Origin of the sequence: Labedaea rhizosphaerae (genome assembly GCF_004362825.1) — a bacterium.
Lineage (GTDB): Bacteria > Actinomycetota > Actinomycetes > Mycobacteriales > Pseudonocardiaceae > Labedaea > Labedaea rhizosphaerae.
This window is the reverse complement of the sequence record NZ_SNXZ01000001.1, coordinates 1615727-1636352: the sequence shown is the minus strand read 5'-3', so window position 1 is coordinate 1636352 and position 20626 is coordinate 1615727. Positions and strand designations below refer to the sequence as shown.

22 protein-coding genes are annotated in these 20626 nt (G+C 71.4%); 5 read left to right on the top strand and 17 right to left on the bottom strand.

What is annotated here, in order from left to right; genetic code table 11:
- Nucleotides 1–9: 9 nt before the first annotated feature.
- From EV186_RS07800 to EV186_RS07750, 11 genes are all read right to left on the bottom strand, one after another.
- A complete protein-coding gene (locus EV186_RS07800) occupies nucleotides 10–339 on the bottom strand; it encodes a hypothetical protein (protein WP_133848328.1) in 330 nt (109 codons plus the stop codon).
- 12 nt (nucleotides 340–351) lie between these two features.
- Nucleotides 352–924 carry a V-type ATP synthase subunit I domain-containing protein gene (locus EV186_RS07795; RefSeq protein WP_133848327.1) on the bottom strand — a complete coding sequence of 191 codons (573 nt, stop codon included), beginning with the start codon at nucleotides 922–924 and terminating at the stop codon, nucleotides 352–354.
- A gap of 10 nt (nucleotides 925–934) precedes the next feature.
- A complete protein-coding gene (locus EV186_RS07790) occupies nucleotides 935–1390 on the bottom strand; it encodes a hypothetical protein (protein ID WP_133848326.1) in 456 nt (151 codons plus the stop codon).
- A gap of 7 nt (nucleotides 1391–1397) precedes the next feature.
- The gene (locus EV186_RS07785; RefSeq protein WP_133848325.1) at nucleotides 1398–1919 is read right to left on the bottom strand and encodes a hypothetical protein; all 522 of its coding nucleotides are present in this window, start codon (nucleotides 1917–1919) and stop codon (nucleotides 1398–1400) included.
- Nucleotides 1920–2008: 89 nt separating this feature from the next.
- On the bottom strand, nucleotides 2009–3001 hold the full coding sequence (hemB, locus tag EV186_RS07780; protein WP_133848324.1) for a porphobilinogen synthase: 993 nt from the start codon (nucleotides 2999–3001) through the stop codon (nucleotides 2009–2011).
- A gap of 194 nt (nucleotides 3002–3195) precedes the next feature.
- The gene (locus EV186_RS07775) at nucleotides 3196–3717 is read right to left on the bottom strand and encodes a hypothetical protein (protein WP_133848323.1); all 522 of its coding nucleotides are present in this window, start codon (nucleotides 3715–3717) and stop codon (nucleotides 3196–3198) included.
- Between the two features lie 122 nt (nucleotides 3718–3839).
- Nucleotides 3840–5372 (bottom strand): bifunctional uroporphyrinogen-III C-methyltransferase/uroporphyrinogen-III synthase, encoded by a 1533-nt coding sequence (locus EV186_RS07770; RefSeq protein ID WP_133848322.1) that lies wholly within the window; start codon nucleotides 5370–5372, stop codon nucleotides 3840–3842.
- Nucleotides 5373–5393: 21 nt separating this feature from the next.
- Nucleotides 5394–6353 (bottom strand): hydroxymethylbilane synthase, encoded by a 960-nt coding sequence (gene hemC, locus EV186_RS07765; protein WP_133848321.1) that lies wholly within the window; start codon nucleotides 6351–6353, stop codon nucleotides 5394–5396.
- A complete protein-coding gene (locus EV186_RS07760) occupies nucleotides 6350–7657 on the bottom strand; it encodes a glutamyl-tRNA reductase (RefSeq protein ID WP_133848320.1) in 1308 nt (435 codons plus the stop codon). Before EV186_RS07760 ends, hemC begins: the two co-directional genes overlap by 4 nt.
- Complete coding sequence (locus EV186_RS07755; protein ID WP_133848319.1) at nucleotides 7657–8508, bottom strand: redox-sensing transcriptional repressor Rex; 852 nt, start codon at nucleotides 8506–8508, stop codon at nucleotides 7657–7659. The genes EV186_RS07760 and EV186_RS07755 overlap by 1 nt, the downstream gene beginning before the upstream one ends.
- A 227-nt stretch (nucleotides 8509–8735) precedes the next feature.
- Complete coding sequence (locus EV186_RS07750; RefSeq protein ID WP_133848318.1) at nucleotides 8736–10307, bottom strand: molybdopterin-dependent oxidoreductase; 1572 nt, start codon at nucleotides 10305–10307, stop codon at nucleotides 8736–8738.
- 138 nt (nucleotides 10308–10445) lie between these two features.
- On the opposite strand from EV186_RS07750, the gene EV186_RS07745 reads away from it, so the two are divergent.
- Entirely contained in the window at nucleotides 10446–10997 is a 552-nt protein-coding gene (locus EV186_RS07745) for a hypothetical protein (RefSeq protein WP_133848317.1), read from the top strand.
- 12 nt (nucleotides 10998–11009) lie between these two features.
- Here the strand turns inward: EV186_RS07745 and EV186_RS07740 are convergent, their stop codons facing one another.
- Complete coding sequence (locus EV186_RS07740; protein ID WP_133848856.1) at nucleotides 11010–11225, bottom strand: glutaredoxin family protein; 216 nt, start codon at nucleotides 11223–11225, stop codon at nucleotides 11010–11012.
- A gap of 20 nt (nucleotides 11226–11245) precedes the next feature.
- Nucleotides 11246–12769: an AMP-binding protein gene (locus EV186_RS07735; RefSeq protein ID WP_208115497.1), complete on the bottom strand. Its 1524-nt coding sequence runs from the start codon at nucleotides 12767–12769 to the stop codon at nucleotides 11246–11248.
- Nucleotides 12770–13090: 321 nt separating this feature from the next.
- Between EV186_RS07735 and EV186_RS07730 the strand changes: the two genes are divergently transcribed.
- From EV186_RS07730 to EV186_RS07720, 3 genes are all read left to right on the top strand, one after another.
- Nucleotides 13091–13741 carry a sigma-70 family RNA polymerase sigma factor gene (locus EV186_RS07730; protein WP_133848315.1) on the top strand — a complete coding sequence of 217 codons (651 nt, stop codon included), beginning with the start codon at nucleotides 13091–13093 and terminating at the stop codon, nucleotides 13739–13741.
- A 92-nt stretch (nucleotides 13742–13833) separates the two neighbouring features.
- On the top strand, nucleotides 13834–15096 hold the full coding sequence (locus tag EV186_RS07725; protein WP_133848314.1) for a DUF5667 domain-containing protein: 1263 nt from the start codon (nucleotides 13834–13836) through the stop codon (nucleotides 15094–15096).
- A gap of 64 nt (nucleotides 15097–15160) precedes the next feature.
- Nucleotides 15161–16063: an HAD family hydrolase gene (locus EV186_RS07720; RefSeq protein WP_133848313.1), complete on the top strand. Its 903-nt coding sequence runs from the start codon at nucleotides 15161–15163 to the stop codon at nucleotides 16061–16063.
- Between the two features lie 80 nt (nucleotides 16064–16143).
- On the opposite strand, the gene EV186_RS07715 is transcribed toward EV186_RS07720, so the two are convergent.
- Both EV186_RS07715 and EV186_RS07710 read right to left on the bottom strand, forming a co-directional pair.
- On the bottom strand, nucleotides 16144–16590 hold the full coding sequence (locus EV186_RS07715) for a YbjQ family protein (RefSeq protein ID WP_133848312.1): 447 nt from the start codon (nucleotides 16588–16590) through the stop codon (nucleotides 16144–16146).
- Between the two features lie 52 nt (nucleotides 16591–16642).
- Nucleotides 16643–17698, bottom strand: a complete 1056-nt coding sequence (locus EV186_RS07710; RefSeq protein ID WP_133848311.1) for a helix-turn-helix domain-containing protein — start codon at nucleotides 17696–17698, stop codon at nucleotides 16643–16645.
- Between the two features lie 350 nt (nucleotides 17699–18048).
- On the opposite strand from EV186_RS07710, the gene EV186_RS07705 reads away from it, so the two are divergent.
- Nucleotides 18049–18348 carry a hypothetical protein gene (locus EV186_RS07705; RefSeq protein ID WP_133848310.1) on the top strand — a complete coding sequence of 100 codons (300 nt, stop codon included), beginning with the start codon at nucleotides 18049–18051 and terminating at the stop codon, nucleotides 18346–18348.
- A gap of 30 nt (nucleotides 18349–18378) precedes the next feature.
- Here EV186_RS07705 and EV186_RS07700 read toward each other — a convergent pair whose 3' ends face one another.
- Nucleotides 18379–19383 (bottom strand): lysophospholipid acyltransferase family protein, encoded by a 1005-nt coding sequence (locus EV186_RS07700; RefSeq protein WP_133848309.1) that lies wholly within the window; start codon nucleotides 19381–19383, stop codon nucleotides 18379–18381.
- A gap of 34 nt (nucleotides 19384–19417) precedes the next feature.
- Nucleotides 19418–20455 carry an NAD-dependent epimerase/dehydratase family protein gene (locus EV186_RS07695; RefSeq protein ID WP_133848308.1) on the bottom strand — a complete coding sequence of 346 codons (1038 nt, stop codon included), beginning with the start codon at nucleotides 20453–20455 and terminating at the stop codon, nucleotides 19418–19420.
- Nucleotides 20456–20626 lie beyond the last annotated feature (171 nt).

Here is a 20626-nt window from a genome sequence, read left to right as displayed (position 1 = left end):
CAGGCTTGGTCAGGCCTGGACCTGGGCCAGGTCGTCGGCGAGCGGCTCCGGCTTCGGCTCGTTGCGCTTCGGGCGCGCGCGCATGGCCAGGACGAGCTGGCGAATCGCGTCCACCACCAGCAGCGCGGCGATGGTGCCGACGCCGATCGCGCCCGCGGCCCAGTTGCCGAAGTACCGCGAGGAGATCAGCACGGTGCCGTCGTCGGCCTTGTCGAAGATCATCGCGATGGCCTGCGGCCACATCTGGAAGGCGAGCCACACCAGGCCGGCGGCGACCAGCACCTCGACGACGGCGACGACCGCACGCACCGGCTGGTTCAGCCGTTCACCCCTGGTCACCACGGCAGCATCTCACGCCTTCGGCGAGCCGCCGAGGCGGCGCTGCTTCACGGCGATGAAGTACGCGTTGGACTCGGCGCGGAACAAGTAGACGATGGTCGCGACCGAGATGGCGACGGACACCGCGTTGATCAGGAAGTCCACGCCGAGCCCGATGGCGCCCGCGTTGGCCAGGAAGATCAACACGCTCATGGCCGCGAACGCGACGATCAGCACCCGCGCCCAGTTGCGCCCGGCACGCAGCTTCATCACGAAGAACAGCACGACGGCGACGCCGATGACCAGGGACAGCACGATCATCGTCTTGAACGACGTCATGGCCGCCGCGATGTCCGCGTCGGTCGCCGACTCTCCGGCGTCGTCGAGGGCCTGGCGGATCAGCTCACGCATCGCCGTCTCGTCGCCGAGGTAGGTCACCGCGGTCACGATGGCCGCGAAGACCGTGCCGATCAGGGTCAGCAGACACGCCAGGTCGACCGCGCGCGGGCGCACGGGCGGGCCGGACTCGGCACCGCCACTCTTCCCTTGCGGGGGCGGCGGCATCGAGCCGAGCTCGTCACCGCTCGGCTTGTTGGGCGTGCTCACGTCCTCGAACTTACCGGTCGTGGTTGGCGAGCAACCGGCTGAGGGCCGCGCGCAGGGCCTCACCGTCGCGTGCCCAGGCGAGCACGGTGCTGCCGTCGGTGAGCCGGACCGGCACCTCGGTGTACTTGCGCGGCACCGACCAGCCGCCGCCGAGCACCCGCGCGCCGATCGACGCGCCGACGTCGTCGACCTCGGCGAGCTTGTCCACGCCCAGCGACTCCCGGCCTTGGGTCAGCGCCGACGTGGTCAGCCGCACCGCGCACACCCGCCGCCGCGCCTGCACCCAGACGAGGGCGAGCCCGGCGAGCACGATCCCGACCACGACCCAGGCGACCACGTGGACCGGTCCCGACATCGCCTCCACCAACGCACCGGCCAGCGCGAACCCCGGCCCCCACAACACCGGCCACAGGCTCGAACCCGGCTCGGCGTAGAGCACGAGGGCGGAGTCGTCGGGCGTGGTCATCGCGGTGTCACTGCTTGACGAAGAACGACTTCACGCTCGGGAGGAACAGCATGATGAGGCCGATGAGGCCGATCAGCACGCCGAACGCGCTGATGGGGCTGCCGAAGAAGAACTGGAACAGCCCGAGCAGCAACACGATCACGGTCAGCCGAGTCCGCGAGCGCTTGTCGCCGATGCGGACCTTGATGCCGAAGAGCCAGATGAACGCGGCGTTGACCACGGCGGCGATGATCAGCAGCACGGCCTGGATCGTCACGTTGCCGGCGATGTCGTCGCGCGTGAGGTTCGGCGCGGGCGGGTGCTGGACCTGGTAGTCGATCTGCGCCTGGCGGAACAGCAGCACCAGGATCCCGGCGATCAGGCACACGGCCCCGGAAGCGAACAGCATGCCGATCGCGGTCTGCACCGGGCGCGGCGTCGGATCGGTCCCCTGCGCGGCCTTCGCCTCGGCCGCCGTCGGCATGATGGGCCGCTCCGGCTCAGCCTTGACCTCGTCCGCCGATTCGTCCCGATCGCCTGGTGTACTCACGCCCACCCCCTCGCCAGGGGCTCGGGGCCGGCGTTCGCCGGCTCGCTGTGCCAGATCGGTTCGCTCGCAAGCTCGCTCACGGCCGAAGGCTACCGGGGCAGCCCGTCGCGCTCACGCAGCCATCCGGCCGCCTCGACCGCCCAGTACGTCAGCACCACGTCCGCACCGGCGCGGCGCAGCGACGTGAGCGTCTCCATGATCGTGCGGCGCCGGTCGAGCCAGCCGTTGGCGGCGGCCGCCTCGACCATCGCGTACTCGCCGGAGACCTGGTAGACGGCAACGGGCACGTCGGAGGCGTCGGCGACCGCGCGCAGCACGTCCAGGTAGGGCAGCCCCGGTTTGACCATGACCAGGTCGGCGCCCTCGTCGAGGTCGAGCCGCAGCTCGCGCAGGGCTTCGCGGACGTTGCCCGGGTCCTGCTGGTAGGTCTTGCGGTCGCCCTTGAGCTGCGACTCGACGGCCTCGCGGAAGGGACCGAAGAAGGCCGAGGCGTACTTGACGGTGTAGGCGAGGATGCCGGTGTCGAGGTGGCCCGCCTTGTCCAGCGCGGAGCGGATCACGCCGACCTGGCCGTCCATCATCCCGCTGGGCCCGACCAGGTGGGCGCCCGCCTCGGCCTGCGCCAGCGCCATGTCGGCGTAGAGCCGCAGAGTGGCGTCGTTGTCGACCCGGCCGTCGGCGTCCAGGACGCCGCAGTGCCCGTGGTCGGTGAACTCGTCGAGGCAGAGGTCGGCCATCAGGACCGTCGCGTCACCGAGTTCGGCTTTCAGGTCGCGCAGGGCGACGTTGAGGATGCCGTCGGGGTCGGTGCCGCCGGAGCCGACCGCGTCCCTGGTGGTCGGGACGCCGAAGAGCATCAGCCCGCCGACGCCCGCGTGCACGGCGTCGACCGCGGCTTTGCGCAGGCTGTCCCGCGTGTGCTGGACGACGCCCGGCATGCTCGCGATCCCGACCGGCTCGCCGGCGCCTTCCTTGACGAACATGGGCAGGACCAGCTGGTCCGGCCGCAGTGTCGTCTCGCTGACCATGGCACGCATGGCCGCGGTGCTGCGCAACCGTCGCGGCCGCTGACTGGGGAACACGCTGTCGCCTCCGGGGAGCCTTCTCGTGGACCACCATTGTCCCAAACCGCGAGATCGGCCTGGTTCTCGGGCATCGCCGCTTTGCGTCGCTTTGCGGTAATGTGTGTGGTGCACACGGCAGTAGCCGCGTGAAGTGAGCCTGGCAGCCTTCCGGACGGTGGGTGGGCCAGGCTTCGCGCTTTCCACGGCCAGGTTCAGACGGTCTGCACCGCGCTGACGAGCGGCCGAACCCGCGCCCGCCATGGGCCACCACGCTGCCAGCACCACGCAACCGCATCAGGAATTGCGAGCAACGGCTCCTCGGTCGCACGAAAGTGGCGGTACTCCAAGGAATCGCAGTCGAGCTCACGCACCCGCTGGAACAGCAACCGGCGATCGAGTTCCATGACCGAGTCGTCCTGCTCGAGCACGATCATTCGCACACCGGCCGAGATCGCGTCCGCCACAAGACGACGAAGGCACAGCTCACGCTGCTGCCTACGGGGGCGCGAGCCGGCGTCGTAGATCATGGCGTCGACCGCCAGGGGCATGAGGGCGCCCAGCGCTTGCCTCCGGCGGGAGTCCCGCTCCGATGTGAAGTGCAGCCGTCGCTGCCCCGGCAGTACAAGCTCGCGCACCGCCTTGCGAGCGATGTCGAGCTCTTGCGGGCGAACGCGTACCGCCGTCAACAGAAACCCGCGCTCCTTCGTCTCATCGACGAACAGGTGTTCGGCCACATGACCACCCTAAGAGACTGTCCGTTACCCAAAGTGCTCGGGCCGACTTTCGGGCCAATTCCCTCGCAAGCGCACGAAAGCCCCGCAACCACAACGGATCGCGGGGCTTTCGAGGGTCGAACCTAGCGGCGGGCGCGCTTGGTCTTGCGCGGCGGCGGCAGGGCGCCTTCGGCGCGCAGCCGGGCCGCGTGCTCGGCCAGAGCGTCCACAAGGGACACGACCTGCGGGTTCTCCGGCTGCACGTCCACGCGCAGCCCGAACTCCCGCGCCGTCTCCGCGGTCTTCGGGCCGATGCACGCCACCAGGGTCCGCGCGTGCGGCTTCCCCGCGATGCCGACCAGGTTCCGCACGGTCGACGACGAGGTGAAGCACACCGCGTCGAAGCCGCCGCTCTTGATCATCTCGCGGGTCTCGGCCGGCGGCGGGGCCGCGCGCACGGTGCGGTACGCGGTCACGTCGTCGATTTCCCAGCCACGATCGCGGAGCCCGGCGGCCAGCGTCTCCGTCGCGATGTCGGCCCGCGGCAGCAGCACGCGCTCCACCGGGTCGAGGATGTCGTCGTAGGGCGGGAAGTCGGCCAGCAGGCCTTCGCTGGACTGCTCGCCGGAGGGCACCAGCTCGGGCACGATGCCGAACGAGCGCACCTTCTCCGCGGTCGACTCGCCGACGCACGCGATCTTCACGCCGGAGAACGCACGGGCGTCCAGGCCGAACTCGGCGAACTTCTCCCACACGGCGCGCACCGCGTTGGTCGAGGTGAACACCACCCACTGGTAGCGGCCGTCGACCAGGCCCTTGACCGAGCGCTCCATCTGCGCGGGACTGCGCGGCGGCTCGACCGAGATCGTCGGCACCTCGGACGGGATGGCCCCGTGGGTGCGCAGGCGCTCGCTCATCTCGATGGCCTGGTCCTTGGTGCGCGGCACCAGGACCCGCCAGCCGTAGAGCGCACGCGACTCCCACCAGGAGAGCTTCGGGCGGTTCGCCACGACGCTGCCCACGGTCACGATCAGCTGACCGGAGAGCTCACCGGCGTCGGCCGCGAGCGAGGCGAGCGTGGTGTCGATCGTGCGCTGGCCGTTGCCGGTGCCGTCGGAGGTCACCGCCACCGGGGTCTGCGCCGCGATGCCGTGCTCGACGAGCGAGGACGCCGCCTCGGCGAGGTGCGTCGCGGTCGCGTGCAGGACGATCGGGCCGGGCGAGGCCGCGAGGCCCGCCCAGTCGACGTCGGAGCGCACGTCCACGTCGGTGTGCGCGGAGCCGAGGGCGATGCCGGCGTACGCGGGCACCGCCGTTCCGGCCGGCACACCGGGTACCACGTCGAACGCGACGCTGGACTTGGCGACCGCCTGGGTCTCGGCGACGACCGCGGACTGCGTCAGCGGGTCACCGGACACGAGCCGGATCACCAGCCGGCCGGCCTTCGCCTCGGACACGAGGTCCTTGGCGACGTCGCCGGGCGCGCCCACGGCGGGGCGCACCTCCGCTTCGGCACTGGCGCAGGCCAGCACGCCCTGCGGCACGTCCGGGTCGGTCATCACCAGGTCGGCGCGTTCCAGCAACTGCTGCGCCCGCACGGTCAGCAAGCCGGCGTCGCCGGGTCCCGAGCCGACGAACGCGACGCGGCCAGGGGTCTTTCGTGCACGGGTGGTCATCGTCAGGCCACTTCCCATCAACTACGCCTCGGGACCGGACAGCGCCCCGGCCCCGAGTTCCAGCAGCTCGGCGGCCAACGCCCGGCCGAGCCGCACACCATCGTTAAGGTCACCGGTGACCGTGGCACGCACCATGCCGACCCGGCCGCTGCCGGCGGGGTCGAACGAGTCGTGCTCGGCGGCGGCCCCGCGCAAGAGCAGGCCCATCACGACCTTGCCCTCGTCGTCGAGGTCTTCCACCACATCGGCCAGCGCGCCGACGGGCGCGTGGCAGCCGGCTTCGAGCGCCGCCAGCAAAGCGCGCTCCGCGGCTACCGCGGCCCTGGTCGGCCTGTCGTCCACAGTGGACTGGAGGAGGTGCTCGGTGTCGACGTCGTCGACCCGGCACTCCACGGCCAGCGCGCCCTGTGCGGGCGCGGGCAGCATCTGGATCGGGTCGATCACCTCGGTGATCTCCCCGGCCCGGCCGAGGCGGGCGAGCCCGGCCTTGGCGACCACGACGGCGTCGAGCTTGCCGTCGGTCACCATCTTCAACCGGGTGTCCACGTTGCCGCGGATCGGCACGACCTCGAGGTCGAAGCCGAGCGCCCGCAGCTGCGCGGAGCGGCGCGCCGCGCCGGTGCCGATGCGGGCACCGGCCGGCAGTTCGCCCAAGGTGAGCCCGTCGCGGGCGACGAGCGCGTCCCTCGGGTCCTCCCGGAGCGGGACCGCGGCGAGCGAGAGCCGCGGGTCCGGCGCGGTGGGCAGGTCCTTCATGGAGTGGATCGCCACGTCGACGGTGCCGTCGGCGAGCGCGTCACGCAGCGCCGAGGTGAACACGCCGATGCCGATCTCGGCGATCGGTTTGCTCGACCGGTCGCCCGGCGTGCTGACGGTGACGATCTCCACCGACGCGCCCGCCTTGGTGAGCTCGTCGGCGATCAACTGGGTCTGGGCCAGGGCGAGCGCGCTGCCCCGGGTACCGATGCGCAGGGTCCTCACCGCTCCTCACCCTCCGGCATGCTGGTCAGCACCGCCGGTGCCTGTGGGTCGAGCGCGAAGAGTTCACGCAGCGCGTCGGCGTAGCCCATGCCGGACGGGTCGGCGGCCAGCTGCTTCACCCGCACGGTGGGGGTGTGCAGCAGCTTGTCCACCACCCGGTGCACGGTGCGGGTCAGCTCCTCGCGGGTGCGCTCGTCCATGCCGGGCAGCCGCGAGTCCAGCCGCAGCAGCTCGCTGTCCACCACCTCGGCGGCCCGGCGGCGCAGGGCCGTGACGGTGGGCGTGACCTCGGCCGAGCGCTGCCCGGCGAGGTAGCCGCGCACCTCTTCGACGACGAGCTCGAAAGCCTTGTGGGTGTCGAGGGCCGCGGGGCTGCCGGCGAGCCTGCGCTGCAGGCTCTCCAGGTCGACGACGGTCACGTCGGTCAGCTCGGCGACCGCGGCCTCCACGTCGCGCGGCAGGCCGAGATCGCACACGACCAGCGGACGGCCCCCACGATCCGGGACGTCCGCGGTGCGCACGACGGCACCGACCGAACCGGTGCAGGCGACCAACAGGTCCGCGGCGGCGACCCGGGGCGCCAGGTCGTCCAGGCCCACGGCCTCGGCGGCGATGCCGTGCTCGGCCAGCGCGCCGGCCAGCCGCTCGCCGCGTTCCTTGGTCCGGTTCGCGATCACGACGGCGCCGATGCCCGCGCGGCGCAGCGCGGCGACGGCGAGCCCGCCCATCGCGCCCGCGCCGACGACCACCGCACTGCGCCCGGCGAGGGTGCCGAGCACGGTGGTCGCGTCGGCGAGCGCCTCGGAGACGACCGAGCCGGCCGCGTGGTCGAGGTCTGTTTCGGCGTGCACGCGCTTGCCGACCCGCAGCGCCTGCTGGACCAGCTCGTGCAGCGTGCGCCCGACGGTGCCGGCCTCGCGCGCGGTGCCGTACGCGGTGCGCACCTGGCCGAGGATCTGGGCCTCGCCGACGACCATGGAGTCCAGGCCGGCCGTGACCGTGAAGAGGTGGTCGACGGCGGCGTCGGCGTAGTGCACGTAGAGGTGCTGCTGCAGCACGGCGGGCGTCAGGCCGGTGTGCCGGGCGAGCACGGCGACGACGTCGGCGAGACCGCCGTGGAACGCGCCGACCACGGTGTAGACCTCGAGCCGGTTGCACGTGGCGACCACGACGGCCTCGGCCACGTGCTCGCACTGCATGAGGTCGGCCAGCACCTTGCCGACGCCGTCCGCGGGCAGCGCGGCCTGTTCGAGCACCCGCACGTCAGCGGTGCGGTGGGAGATCCCGACGGCGAGGACGCTCATCAGCGCACCACCATCCCGTCGATACCGGTCCGGTCGCCGTCTTCGCGGGCATCGGCCATCGCGTCCACCTGGGCCTGGTCGGCGCGTCGCGCCACGTGGAAGGAGAGCACCTGCAGTTCCACCGCGAGGTCCACCTTGCGCACCTCGACCGTGTCCGGCACCTGCAACACCACGGGGGCGAAGTTCAGGATGCACTCCACCCCGCCCTGGACCAGCCGGTCGCACACGGCCTGCGCGGCGGGCGGCGGGGTCGCGATCACGCCGATGGAGATCTCGCGCTCGGCGCACACGGCGGTGATGTCGTCGATGTGGTGCACGGGGATGCCGCCGACCGGGATGCCGATCAGGTCTGGGTCCACGTCGAACAGCGCGGTCACGGGGAATCCTCGTCCGGGGAACCCGCCGTAGTTGGCGAGTGCGTGTCCGAGGTTACCGATGCCGACTACAGCCACGCTGTGCTTGCGGGTCAAGCCGAGGGTTCGTTCGATCTGGTCGACGAGCACGCCGACCTCGTAGCCGACGCCCCGCGTGCCGTACGAGCCGATGTAGGACAGGTCCTTGCGCAGCTTCGCGGAGTTGACGCCCGCGGCGGCGGAGAGCTCCTCGCTGGACACCGAGCTGACGCCCTGCTCGCTCATCGCGGACAGCACGCGCAGGTACACGGCGAGCCGGGCCACGGCGGCCTCGGGGATGGCGCGGGCGCGTTCGCGGGCGGCCGGGACCGACGGGCCGTCCTCGATCGCGGGCATCGGCGCGGTCACCTCGGCGGCACCGGGTGCTGGAGCAGTGCCGTTGCGGGGGGCATCCGCACCGTGCCTGCCACGTCGCGCCACGCCGGCTCTCCTCACCATGCTGGGGTCTGGTCACCTGGCCGCGCGGGATCCCGGTGGGATACGGCTGCGGTCGATGCCGTACACGGTAGCCATTTGTGAACGCATGCACAAAGTCCGTAGCCAGGGGCCATAACGGCCCCCTCACCGGGCTGGGAAAGCCACCGAATGCCGGCCCGTCGCGGGGGGTGGGCGGGCGTGTCGCCAGGCGGGCGGGGGTCACCATTGCGAGGAACCGGCGCCCGGACTCACTTGGCGTCGAACTCCACCGAGTGCCAGCCCGTCGCGCCGTCCGGGACGGGGTCGGCGTGGTGTTCGGTCTGGGTGTAGCCGTCGCGGTCGGTGGCCCGCACCGCGGCGGTGTGCGTGCCGGGCGGGACGTCGAACTTCACCCGCCACATCCGCCACGCCTGGTCCGTGACCTCCGTCGAGAGCTCCGCCTGCTGCCACGGGCCCTTGTCCACCCGGACCTCGACCTTGTCGATGCCGGTGTTCTGCGCCCACGCGATGCCCGCGACCGTGACCTTGCCCGCGCCGACCGAGGCGCCGTCCTTGGGTGTGTCGATGCGTGACTCGGTCTTGATCGGGCCCTGCTCGGACCAGCCGCGGTCGGTCCAGTAGGCGCTGTGACCGGAGAACGTCGTGAACTCCCAGTCCACCACCCACTTCGTGGCCGAGACGTAGCCGTAGAGGCCGGGCACGACCTGCCGGACCGGGAAGCCGTGCTCGAGCGGCAGCGGTTCGCCGTTCATGCCGATGGCGAGCAGCGCCATCCGCTCGGGGTCCTGCAGCACGTCCACCGGGGTCGAGCAGGTCCAGCCGTCCTTGCTGGTGGAGAGCAGTTGCTGCGCGCCCTGCCGCACGCCGACCAGGTCCAGCACCTCGTGGATCGGCACGCCGACGAACCGCGCCGTGGAGATCAGGTCGCCGCCGACCTCGTTGGAGACGCAGGTCAGCGTGACATCGCGCTCGACGAGCCGGAACCGCCGAAGATCGGCGTAGGAGAGCGTCAACTCCTTGTCGACCATGCCGTGGATGCGCAGCTTCCAGTCCTGCGCGGTGATCCGGGGCAGCACGAACGCGGTGTCGATGCGGTAGAAGTCGGCGTTCGCCGTGAGGAACGTCGGCGTCCCGTCGGCGGCGAAGTCCGCGCCCGCGGGCAACGGCGGCGCCTTGACCTGCGCGACCAGCTTGCCGACCGACGCACGCGAGCCCTCGACGTCCACGCTGTCGGCCAGCCACTGCCCGGCGGCCACGGCGATCCCGGCGCCTGCCGCGGTGCCGCCCGAGGCCTTGAGGAAGGTCCGCCGCGAGACCCCGGCGGCCGGGGTGTCGTTCTCCACCCGGGCCAGCGCGAGCCGGTGCAGCCAGCCGAACACCGAGGCCCCGGCGACCAGGCCGGCCACCGGCGCGAGGACGCCGAGCTGGCCGACGTCGCGTTGCTGGAGCACCGCGACGATGCCGGTGATCCCGAGGACGACCGCGAGCGTGAGGCCGGGCCATGCGACCTTGCGGGACAACAGCCCGGCCAGAACGCCGAGCAGCACCAGCACGACGGCCACGCCGAGCTGCGCGACGAACTTGTCGCTGGTCCCGAGCGTCTGCTTGGCCCACTCGACGACCGCGTCCGGCGACCGGTCGCGCACCTGGTTGGCGACCGCGCGGAACGGCGAGGCGTCCCCGCCGACCAGCCCGCCGACCAGGTGACCGGCGGCCACGGCGGCGAACACGCCGAGCACGCCGACCAGCGCGGCGATGCGAGCCGGCAGCCGGTCCGCCGGTGCGATCGGTTCCGCCGGGCCGGTCATCAAGGAGGTCATGTCTCTATTTCGCCCCCGATTCGGTTGCGGTTCGAGCCCGATCCGGTGTCCGTAAGAAATCGGTAGTACCTGGCGGGAGCCGGAAACGGTTCGGTCAAGTCAAACGACAGTCCAGGGACGCACAAGAGGGGGCAAACCATGACTCAGCCGTACAACCCGCAGCAGGGTGGGCCGTACCAGCAGCAGCCGGGCCAGAGCACTTCCCAGTATCCGGTCGTCGGCGGCACCGCGCAGTACCCGGTGACCGGCGGGTTCGAACCGAACTACCCGGCAACGGGTCCGCAGCCGACCCCGCCGAAGCCGCGCAACAAGTCGGTGCTCGTGCTCGCCGTGGTCGCCGTCCTGCTGCTCGCGGGTGCGGTCACGTTCGGCGCGCTCTACTTCGTGGAGAAGAGCGACCACCAGACCACCGCCGAGCAGCTCGACTCGACGCGCACCGATCTCTCGGCCGCGCAGAAGGACGCGCAGACCGCCCACACCGACCTGACGAACACCAAGACCGAGCTGGAGAACACCAAGACCCAGCTCACGCAGGCCAACCAGGACAAGGAAGCCGCTCAGAACGCGCAGCAGGCCTCGGCCAAGGACAAGGCGTGCGCCGCGGCGGCCCGCAAGTCGCTGGCGGCGGTCGCGCGCGACGACGACGCGGCGGCCAAGGCGGCCATCCACGAGATGGTCAACGCCTGCTGACCCTGCTCAGCGTCAGCTGAGGGCGGCGCGCAGGCGCGGCTCCTCGACCTTCCAGTAGCCGTGCTCCGCGCCGTCGACCACGATCACCGGCACGCGATCGCCGTACTCGGCCCGCAATTCCGGGTCGGTGTCGACGTCCTGGGTGTCCCAGTCGACGCCGAGCTCGGCGCAGATGCGGGCCACGTCGGCCTCGGCCACCGCGCAGGCGTGGCACCCCTGCCGGGTCATGACGGTCACCTGGTGCTGCTTCACGCAGGCAAGTTACCGCGCAGGCTGGCCCGGCGGACCTTGCCGGTCACCGAGTGCGGCAGGGCGTCGGCGAACTCGACGACCGAGGGCACCTTGAACTTCGCGAGCCGCTCGCCGCAGTGCGCGCGCACCTGCTCGACGGTCAGCTCCGCGCCGTCGGCCAGCACCAGCACCGCGCGGACGCGTTCGCCCGTGCGCTCGTCGGGCTCGCCGACCACGGCCGCCTCGGCGACCCCGGCCAGCTCGCCCAGGACCTCCTCGACCTCGTGCGGGTAGACGTTGAAGCCGTTCACGATCACCAGGTCGGTCGCGCGGTCCACCAGGTGCAGGTCGCCCTCGGCGTCGAAGTAGCCGACGTCGCCGGTGCGGAACCAGCCCTCGGCGTCGGGGCCGTGCGCGCCGTCGGGCCAGTAGCCGCTGAACAGGTTCGCCCCGCGCGCCGACACCAGCCCCGTGGTGTCCTCCCCGGTCGAGGTGTCCGCGAGCGTCTCGTCCGGGTCGTCGAGGTCGCCGACCGGCGTGCCGTCGCTGTCGACCAGGCGCAGCTCGACGCCGGGCAGCGCGCGCCCGACCGAGCCCGGCTTGGCGTACCCGCCGACCAGCGTGGACGTGAGCACCGGCCCGGTTTCGGTGAGGCCGTAGCCCTCGAACACCGAGAGCCCGGTCAGCGCCCGGATCCGGGCGAGCACGGTCTGGGGCAGCGGCGCGGCCCCAGAGGTGAGCAGCCGCGCGTGGGCGAGCGCCGCGTCCAGGCGGTCCTCGGCGACCGTGGCGAACGCCTGGTACATGGGCGGCACGCCCACGATCGCGGTCACCTTGTGCTCAAGGCAGGCCTGCAGGGCGGCGTCGGTGCCGAAGTGGTCCATCAGCACGGCGGTCGCGCCGGCGGCGGCGATCTGAAGCAGGCCGGGCCCGAGGCCGTAGACGTGGTGCAGCGGGACGGCGAGCAGCACGCGGTCGGTCGCGGTGACGGGGGCGGGCTTGAGTTGCGCGCACTGCGTGACGTTGGCCAGCAGGGCGCGGTGGGACAGCATCACGCCGCGGGGCGCCGACACGGTGCCCGACGTGTAGCAGAGAACCGCGATATCCTCGCCTTGCGTGGTCGACTCGACACTTTCCGTGTCGCTGACATCGAGGTCAGGCGGTGATACCAGAGTGGAACCGTCCAGGGCGTCGCCGCCGACCACCAGCTTCGCGCCGCTGTGCTCCAGCACGCGCCGCACCTCGCGCTCCGGTCCGTCCGCGGCCACCGGAACGGCGATGCCGCCGGCCCGGCTCACGGCGAACAAGGCCACGCAGAGCGGCGCACCGGCGGGCAGGCGCAGCATGACCCGGTCTCCGGCGGCCAGCCCGGCCTCCGCGAGCACGCGCGCGTAGGCGTCGACGGCGCGGTCGGTCTCGGCCCACGTGAGGGTGCGGCCGGCGGCCAGGTCGATGAGCGCGCGGTGCTCCGGCACCCGGCGTGCCGCGCGGGCGACGAGATCGGCCAGGTTACCGGGCTGCTCAGGGGCCTTTTCCGGCATCGACGACCTTCCTGCCATGAGACGGTACGGACACGCTTGCGTTGCGAACGACTCGCAGTGTGGCACGACTCACTACCGTCACGGTCGCCCCGGTGAGCAGTCTCAACCACGGAGGCCACTGCAACGGTCCGATTAATACCTACTCCGAAGTAACAACACGTATGCTGCGTACGACTCCGGGTGGTGGCGCGATCACCCGGGGGACGGACGAGGGAGGGCGATGCCTTCACCGTCGGGTCGGCCACGGCTCGTCCCGAGCGTGACACCGTCCGGGTGTCGCGCGGCTGGCCCTTGCCCCGGATCAGCGGCGCGGGTGGCGCCATGAGCACACCGGAGACCAGGCCGGACACCACCGCGGACACCACCGGGGTTACTGCTCCGGACACCGCTAGCGGAGCCGAGGGCAAGCAGCCCGATCCCGAGCACGCGGAGATCTGGGAGCTCGTGCACGCCGCCCAGCAGGGCGACACCACGGCGTTCGCCAGCCTCTACGACCGCTACGTCGACGTCGTGTTCCGCTACGTGCTGTTCCGCGTCGGCGACCGCGAGCTGGCCGAGGACGTCACCAGCGAGACCTTCCTGCGCGCCCTGCGCCGCATCGGCACCGTGACCTACCAGGGCCGCGACGTGGGCGCGTGGTTCGTCACGATCGCCCGCAACCTGGTGCTCGACCACGTGAAGTCCAGCCGGTTCCGGCTCGAGGTGGTGGCCGCCGACGTCGCCGACGACACCAAGCAGGTGCAGGCCGGGCCCGAGCAGCAGGTCCTGTCCAACGCGACCCGCGCCACCCTGCTCGCCTGCATCGACCAGCTCGGCGACGACCAGCGCGAGTGCATCGTCCTGCGCTTCCTGCAGGGGCTCTCGGTGGCGGAGACGGCCAAGATCATGAACCGCAACGACGGCGCGGTGAAGGCGTTGCAGCATCGTGCCGTGCGCAGGCTTGCCCAGTTGTTGCCCGAAGGGGTGAGGTGAACAACCGCACCCACGAATGGCGTAACTCGTAAAGAACGTTGTCGTTTCTCAATTCGAGATCCTCGTGATCGCCCAGCAGGCCGGAGCGGGATGTGAACAGGCGCAGGACGCCCAGTGGGCGCGGTGACCAGCACGAGCACAGTGCTCGCGCCGCTGGCCCGCACCCTGGTGACGGCGCCGGCACCGATGCCGACCTGATCGGCTTCTCCACCGACGAGCGCTCGCTGGTCGCCATGCTCAGCGACCTGGCCGAGGCGACCGCGCCCGATCACACCGAGCGGGCCCGGATGCGTTCGCGGGTGCTCGCCGGATTAGCCGAGGACGGCAAGGTTTCCCCGTCCACCACGCCGCGCCTCGTGCGCCCGCCCAGCGGCCGGTCCGGTCGCCGGCCGGGTGCCCGGCGCAGGCCGCCGCGCGGACCACGAAACGAGGACGACAAACCTCGGGCGACGTCCGCCCGCGGCCGGTTCGCGATAGCCGCGGTGGCGGTGCTGTGCCTGGTGTTCGCGCTGGGCGGGATGTCGTTGCTGCTCAGCCGGGACGCGCTGCCGGGCGACGCGTTGTACGGGATCAAGCGTTCGGCCGAAGCGGCCTCGCTCGGGCTCACCTTCGGCGACGAGCAGAAGGCGTTCAAGCACCTGGAGTTCGCGACCGCGCGGGTCAGCGAGATGGAGACGCTCGCCCAGCGCTACGGCCCCGGCGACGCACCCGTCGGCGGCTACCTGTCCGCGCTCACCGACTTCGACACCGACGCGTCCGCCGGGTCCCGGCAGCTCATCGCCATGACCACCCGCCAGGACGGGTCGCTGCTGTCGACGCTGAGCTCGTGGGGGCGCCAGCAGGCCAGCCGGCTGACCGCGATCACCGACCGGTTGCCGACGGCGGCGCGGTCCCGGGCGGCCTCGTCGCTGGCCCTGGCCACCGCGATCGCCGACCGCGCGGACGCGTTGTCGCAGCGCCTGCCGTGCGACCAGATCACCTCCGGCAACGCCGACGCGATCGGCGCGCTGCCCGCGACCACCACGTGCGTGCGCTCCGGCGGTCAGAACCCCAGCGAACCGGGTTCGGGCCCGAACCGGAACCCGTCGGTGAACCCCTCGGTGACCACCACGCCGACGCCCGGCCCCGGCGGCGCCGCGCCCGGCCGGCCGGTGCCGACCGAGTCGCAGCCGCAGCCGGGTCTGCCCGGCGCACCGATCCTGACCATGCCGTCGCCGGGCACCGAGACGTCCGGGGGCACCACCCCGCCGACCACCACGACGACGTCGCCCGCGCTCGTGATCCCGCTGCCGTTGCCGCCGATCAGCCTCGGCCCGCTGCTACCCGGCTTGCCGGGCATCCAACTCGGCGGCTGAGGTCCACGACCCGTCGAGCGGTGCGTCGCTAGGCTGTTCGCAAGGGATCGGCACGGGAGGCGCGTTGGCACAGTGGCGGAGCGGCGCTGGGGACGCCGAGGTTGAGCGGCTCGCCGAGCTCGCGGGCGAGGCGTCGGCCGAGGTCGCGTACGCCGCCGAGCAGGCGGCGAGCACCGAGCCGGTCGACGTCACCCCGGACCTGACCGCGGCCGCCTTCTTCGACGTGGACAACACGATGATGGTCGGCGCGTCGATCTTCCACTTCGCCCGCGGCCTGGCCGCCCGCAAGTTCTTCTCCAGCTCCGACCTCGCGAAGTTCGCGCTGCAGCAGGTCTGGTTCCGGGTCGGCGGCCGGGAGAGCCAGGACGGGATCCGGGCCAGCCGCGAGCAGGCGCTGTCGTTCGTCGCCGGGCACACCGTCGAGGAACTGGTGACCCTCGGCGAGGAGATCTACGACGAGCTGATGGCCGACAAGATCTGGCCGGGCACCCGCGCGCTGGCCCAGATGCACCTGGACGCCGGGCAACGCGTCTGGCTGGTGACGGCGACGCCCATCGAACTGGCCGCGATCATCGCGCGGCGCCTCGGGCTCACGGGGGCGCTGGGGACGGTGGCCGAGCACGAGGACGGTGTCTACACCGGACGGTTGGTCGGCGACATGCTGCACGGCTCGGCGAAGGCGCACGCGGTGCGCGCACTGGCCGCCCGCGAGGGCCTGGACCTGCGCCGGTGCACGGCCTACTCGGACTCGTCGAACGACGTCCCGATGTTGTCGGTGGTCGGGACGGCGGTGGCGGTGAACCCGGACGGCGGGCTGCGGGAGATCGCCCGCAAGCGCGGGTGGGAGATCCGGGATTTCCGGACCGGGCGCAAGGCGGCGAAGATCGGTGTGCCGTCGGTGCTGGGGGCGGGTGCGCTGGCCGGAGCGGTGGCTGCGGGGATTGCTTATCGGCGCCGCGACGGCTGAGCCCGCACCACAAAGGACACACCAAAAAGGACGTTCGGCGACCCGTGTGGATCGCCGAACGTCGGTGTGACAGCTGGGTTTCAGCCCTGCTGGTACTGCGCCTGACCCTGAGGTTGGGGCTGGCCCTGGGGTTGCTGCTGGTGGGCGTGACCCGGTTGCTGCTGCTGCGCCTGGTTCTCCGGGACAATGTAGACCGCCGTCCCGTACGCGGCGATCTCGCTCGCCGTGCCACCGATCTCGTTGCAGTCGAAGCGCATGGCCAGCACGCCGTTCGCGCCGCGGGCCATCGCCTCCTGCACCAGCCGGGTGAGGGCCTCGTGACGGGACTGCTGGAGCAGCGTCGTCAGACCCTTCAGCTCGCCGCCGGCGAGCGCCTTGAAGCCCGCGCCCATGTTGGAGAAGGCGTTGCGGCTGCGGACGGTGAGGCCGAAGACCTCACCAAGCACGTGGGTGACCTTGTACCCAGGAGCGTCGTTCATCGTGGACAGCAGGATCGGGAACTGCTGTTGCTGCATCGGCTGACCCATGGCGGCAGCCTAACGGCCCCCGTGGGTGGTCGAGGTGAAATGCGGATGACGCCTAGTTCTGCCACTCGAACAGGCGATTCGTGGGCACGCGCAGGTCCGGCGTCGCCGTCGCGTGGTCGAGCACCGGCACCTTCATCAGCACCGCGAACGGCTTCGCCAGGTCGAAGCGCTCGGCGAGGTACTGGTAGTTGCCGTCGCGGACCGCCGGGTCGGTCAGGCACCGCACCGCGCCGTAGGTGCCGCGGGTGAACACGCCGCTGATGATCGTCAGCGTGGTGTCCTGGTTGTTCGGGTTGGGCGCGCGCACGAACAGGCCGACGTCGCTGATCAGGTCACCGGCCCGGACGTCACCCCAGACCTCGGGGCCGTGCTGCTCGGTCGTCCCGTCGTCGCGGGTGATGTCGAAGACCTCGCCGTTGTTGATCTCGGCGATGGTGACCTGGTCGACCGGCAGGCCCAGCAGGTTGGCCAGCGTCCGCCCGCCCTGGTTCATCGCCATGCCGCCGAGCATCACCAGGTGGCTCTGCAGGTCGTCGTGCTCGAGCCGGGGCGCGAGGTCGAACTGCACGTCGGAGCCCGGGTTCTCGGCGCGGACGTGGCCGTACAGCTCGACCATGGCGTCGAGGTCGGCGTAGGCCTGCAGCTGGATGTAGTTGCGCCGCTTCGCCGAGGTGAACAGGTCCTTGCGGTTCTCCCGCGACAGCTCACCGCAGATCAGCCGCACCGGGTTGCCGTCGGGGAACTGCCAGAGGCTGCGGGTCTCGCCCGGCTCGAGCTGCCCGCTGCCACGCAGCTCCAACAGCTCCTTGCGCAACCGGTCGCGCTCGGCGCGTTCCTCGGCGGTCAGCTCGTCGGGGCTCAGCAACCCAGGTGCGGTGAGCGAGCGGCGGGTTGCGAAGAAGGTCGCGTAACCGTCCAGCCTGGACAGTGGCGGGACCTTGGTCGCGGTGACGCTCTCCCACGACGAGACGCTCGACGGGCCCACCCCCAACGCGGCCGCCAGCTGGGGCTGGGTCAGCGCCGCCTCCGGCCAGCGGCCGACCCGGAGCTGGCGCAGGCGCGCGGCAAGGGCGGCTCTGTCGTACGCGGCGCCGGACGGCTGCACCATGGCCCGAAGTCCTTCATCGATATTCAGTGAAGCTGATTGACGCTGTTCCGTGCTGCGAGCGTGACACATCGTCGCTGGTAAGGCAATCTGACACGCTTCTGTCCATTGGCAAGGAGATTAGTCGCAGGTAGGCTGCGGACACCGGCTACAGCAAACGTAGCTGAAGTTCACTGAAGCAGGCGGGAGGTTGCTGAAGGACGTAAGGCACAGTGTTGTCGGTCCCCTTCCCACCAGAGAGCTCCACCGCCTCGGACTGGGCTTCGCGCCCTGGACGACGACCCGCGTCGAGCCGGTCGTCACCGAACGTCTTCCGGCACCGGGCCCGCCCCGGTGAACCACAGGAGGCAGCTGTGAGCGCAACCCTTTATCTCGTTCAAGATCAGACGGTCGACGCCGCCGTGATCCCGCCGGCCGTGCCCGGCGTCCTCATCGTCGTCCTCATCAGTGCCCTGATGATCGCGGCCAAGGTCGTCAAGACGGTGGCCAGTGCGGCGAAGGCGATCATCGGCCCGCTGCTCGCCGCGATGGCCGTGCTGGCGATCATCGCCGTGGTGCTGGTCGCCACGATGTTCGGCAACCACGGCGCGAGCAAGCCCACCGACCCCAAGGTGGCCGAAGTGGTCTCGCCCGCGGTCGTGATGGGCGGCTGAGCCCAGCCGAAGAAGCCCAGCCGAAGAAGCTCAGCCGAAGAACACGCTGCGACGGCGCGCGAGCATCCGGTAGAGCGTCTGCTGGATGGTCTCGCGCACCTGGTCGGTGATGTTGAACGTCAGCATCGGGTCGTCGGCGGCCGCCGCCGGGTAGTCATCGGTGCGGATCGGCTCGCCGAACTCGATGCGCCACTTCGTCGGCAACGGCACCGCGCCCAGCGGCCCGAGCAGCGGGAACGTCGGCGTCACCGGGAAGTACGGCAGCCCGAGCAGCCGGGCCACCGGGCCCAGGTTCGCGATCTTCGGGTAGATCTCCTCGGCGCCCACGATGGAGCACGGGATGATCGGCACGCCCGTGCGCAACGCCGCCGACACGAACCCACCCCGGCCGAAGCGCTGCAGCTTGTAGCGGTCCCGGAACGGCTTGCCGATCCCCTTGAACCCCTCCGGCCACACGCCGACCAGCTCGCCCGCCGACAGCAGGCGTTCCGCATCCTCCGTGCACGCGAGCGTCTGGCCGGTCTTGCGCGCGAGCTCACCCAGCACCGGGATCTGGAACACCAGGTCGGCGCCGAGCATCCGCAGGTAGCGGTGCTCCGGGTGGTTGTCGTGCACCGCGATCGCGGTCATCACCGAGTCGATCGGCAGCGTGCCGGAGTGGTTGCTGACCACGAGCGCGCCGCCCTCGGCCGGCAGGTTCTCCACCCCGGCCACCTCGACCCGGAACCACTTGTCGTAGAGCAGGCGCAGCGGCGGCAGCAGCACGTTGTCGGTCAGGTCCGGGTCGAAGCCGAACTCGTCGACGTCGTAGTCGCCGGCGAGCCTGCGGCGCAGGAACCCGGCGGCATCCGCGAGCAGCCCGCGCGACTCGGGTTTCTTCGCCGCGCCGGCGCGCGGCCGGACCTTGCGCACGGGGGCGAGTGCGCGCTCCGAGCCGCCCGAACCGCCCGATCCGTTCGTGCCGTTCGTGCCGTTCGTGGCCGGACGGGGGCGCTTGGCGGTGTGCAGGGGGATGACCTGTGCCTCGTTGGGCATGGGACGCCGCTTTCGTCTGATTGCGTACGTTCGATCAGGACGAGCGCGAGCCGACGGCCCGCGCGAGCACGCGTTCGAGTCCGGCGATGCGGCCAACGGGAACGAGCGAGCGGATCCCGCTGCCGGCCAGGTAGTCGTCGAACGCCTGCCGGGTGGTCCACCTGGGGGTGAACCCGAATTCGGATTTGAGCCGGGTGGTGTCGAGCACCCGGCCGAAGTTGAGGAACTTCACCTGGTCGGGTGAGAAGTCCACGCGCCGGGACGCGCCGACCACGTTGGCGGCGGTCGGCACGGAGAAACCCGGCAGCGGCAGGGGAATCCGACCGGCACGGTGGATCGCCTGCCACAAGGTCAGCACGCCGTCACCGGCCACGTTCACCGTGCCGGGCAGGTCGTGCTTGACGAGCCGCTCCATCAAGGCCAGCGCGTCCTCGAGGTGCAGCAACTGCATGCGCGCGTCGTAGCCGAACACGGTCGGCACGACCGGGAGCGCGAAGTACCGCGACATGACGGTGTCCACATCGGGCCCGATCAGGTTCGCGAGCCGGGCGGTGCTCACCTGGACGTCCGGGCGGCGCCGGGCGAAACCGCGGACGTAGCCCTCGACCTCGACGGCGTCCTTGGCGTACCCGCCCGCGGCCAGGCCGCGGGGGGCGTCGTCCTCGGTGAAGACGGCGGGCGAGCGCGAACTCGACCCGTAGACCGCGGCCGAGGACTTCACCACGAGCTTGCGCACCGTCGGCGAGCGCTGGCAGGCCGCCAGCAGCTGCATCGTGCCGATCACGTTCATCTCTTTGATGACCGTGCGGCGCGACGGACCGGCGGGGTGGGCCGTGGTGGCCGCGTGCACCACCGTGTCGACCTCGGCCGCGCTGATCACCTTGGCGATCAGCGGGTTGCGGATGTCCGCACGGACGAACTCCGCGCGACCGAGCGCGTTCAGGACCCGCTTCGGCGGGGTCGCGGTGTCCACACCGATGACCCGGTCGTACGCGGGATCCGCGGCGAGGCGGGTGACGAGTCCCCCGCCGATGTTCCCGCCGGCTCCGGTGACCAGGACGACCTTCGGCATGCGATTCCCTGCGGTTCGGTGAGCGGATCGGCCATGCCGATGCTAACCGCACTCACGGGTGTCCGGGCGAGCCGGCAACACGCTATTAACGCAGGTCACACACGTTGTTCGTGGATGTCACCCGTTTGGCGGCCCGGCGGAGGGATCCGGGGGTCGCCCCCCGGACGTCAT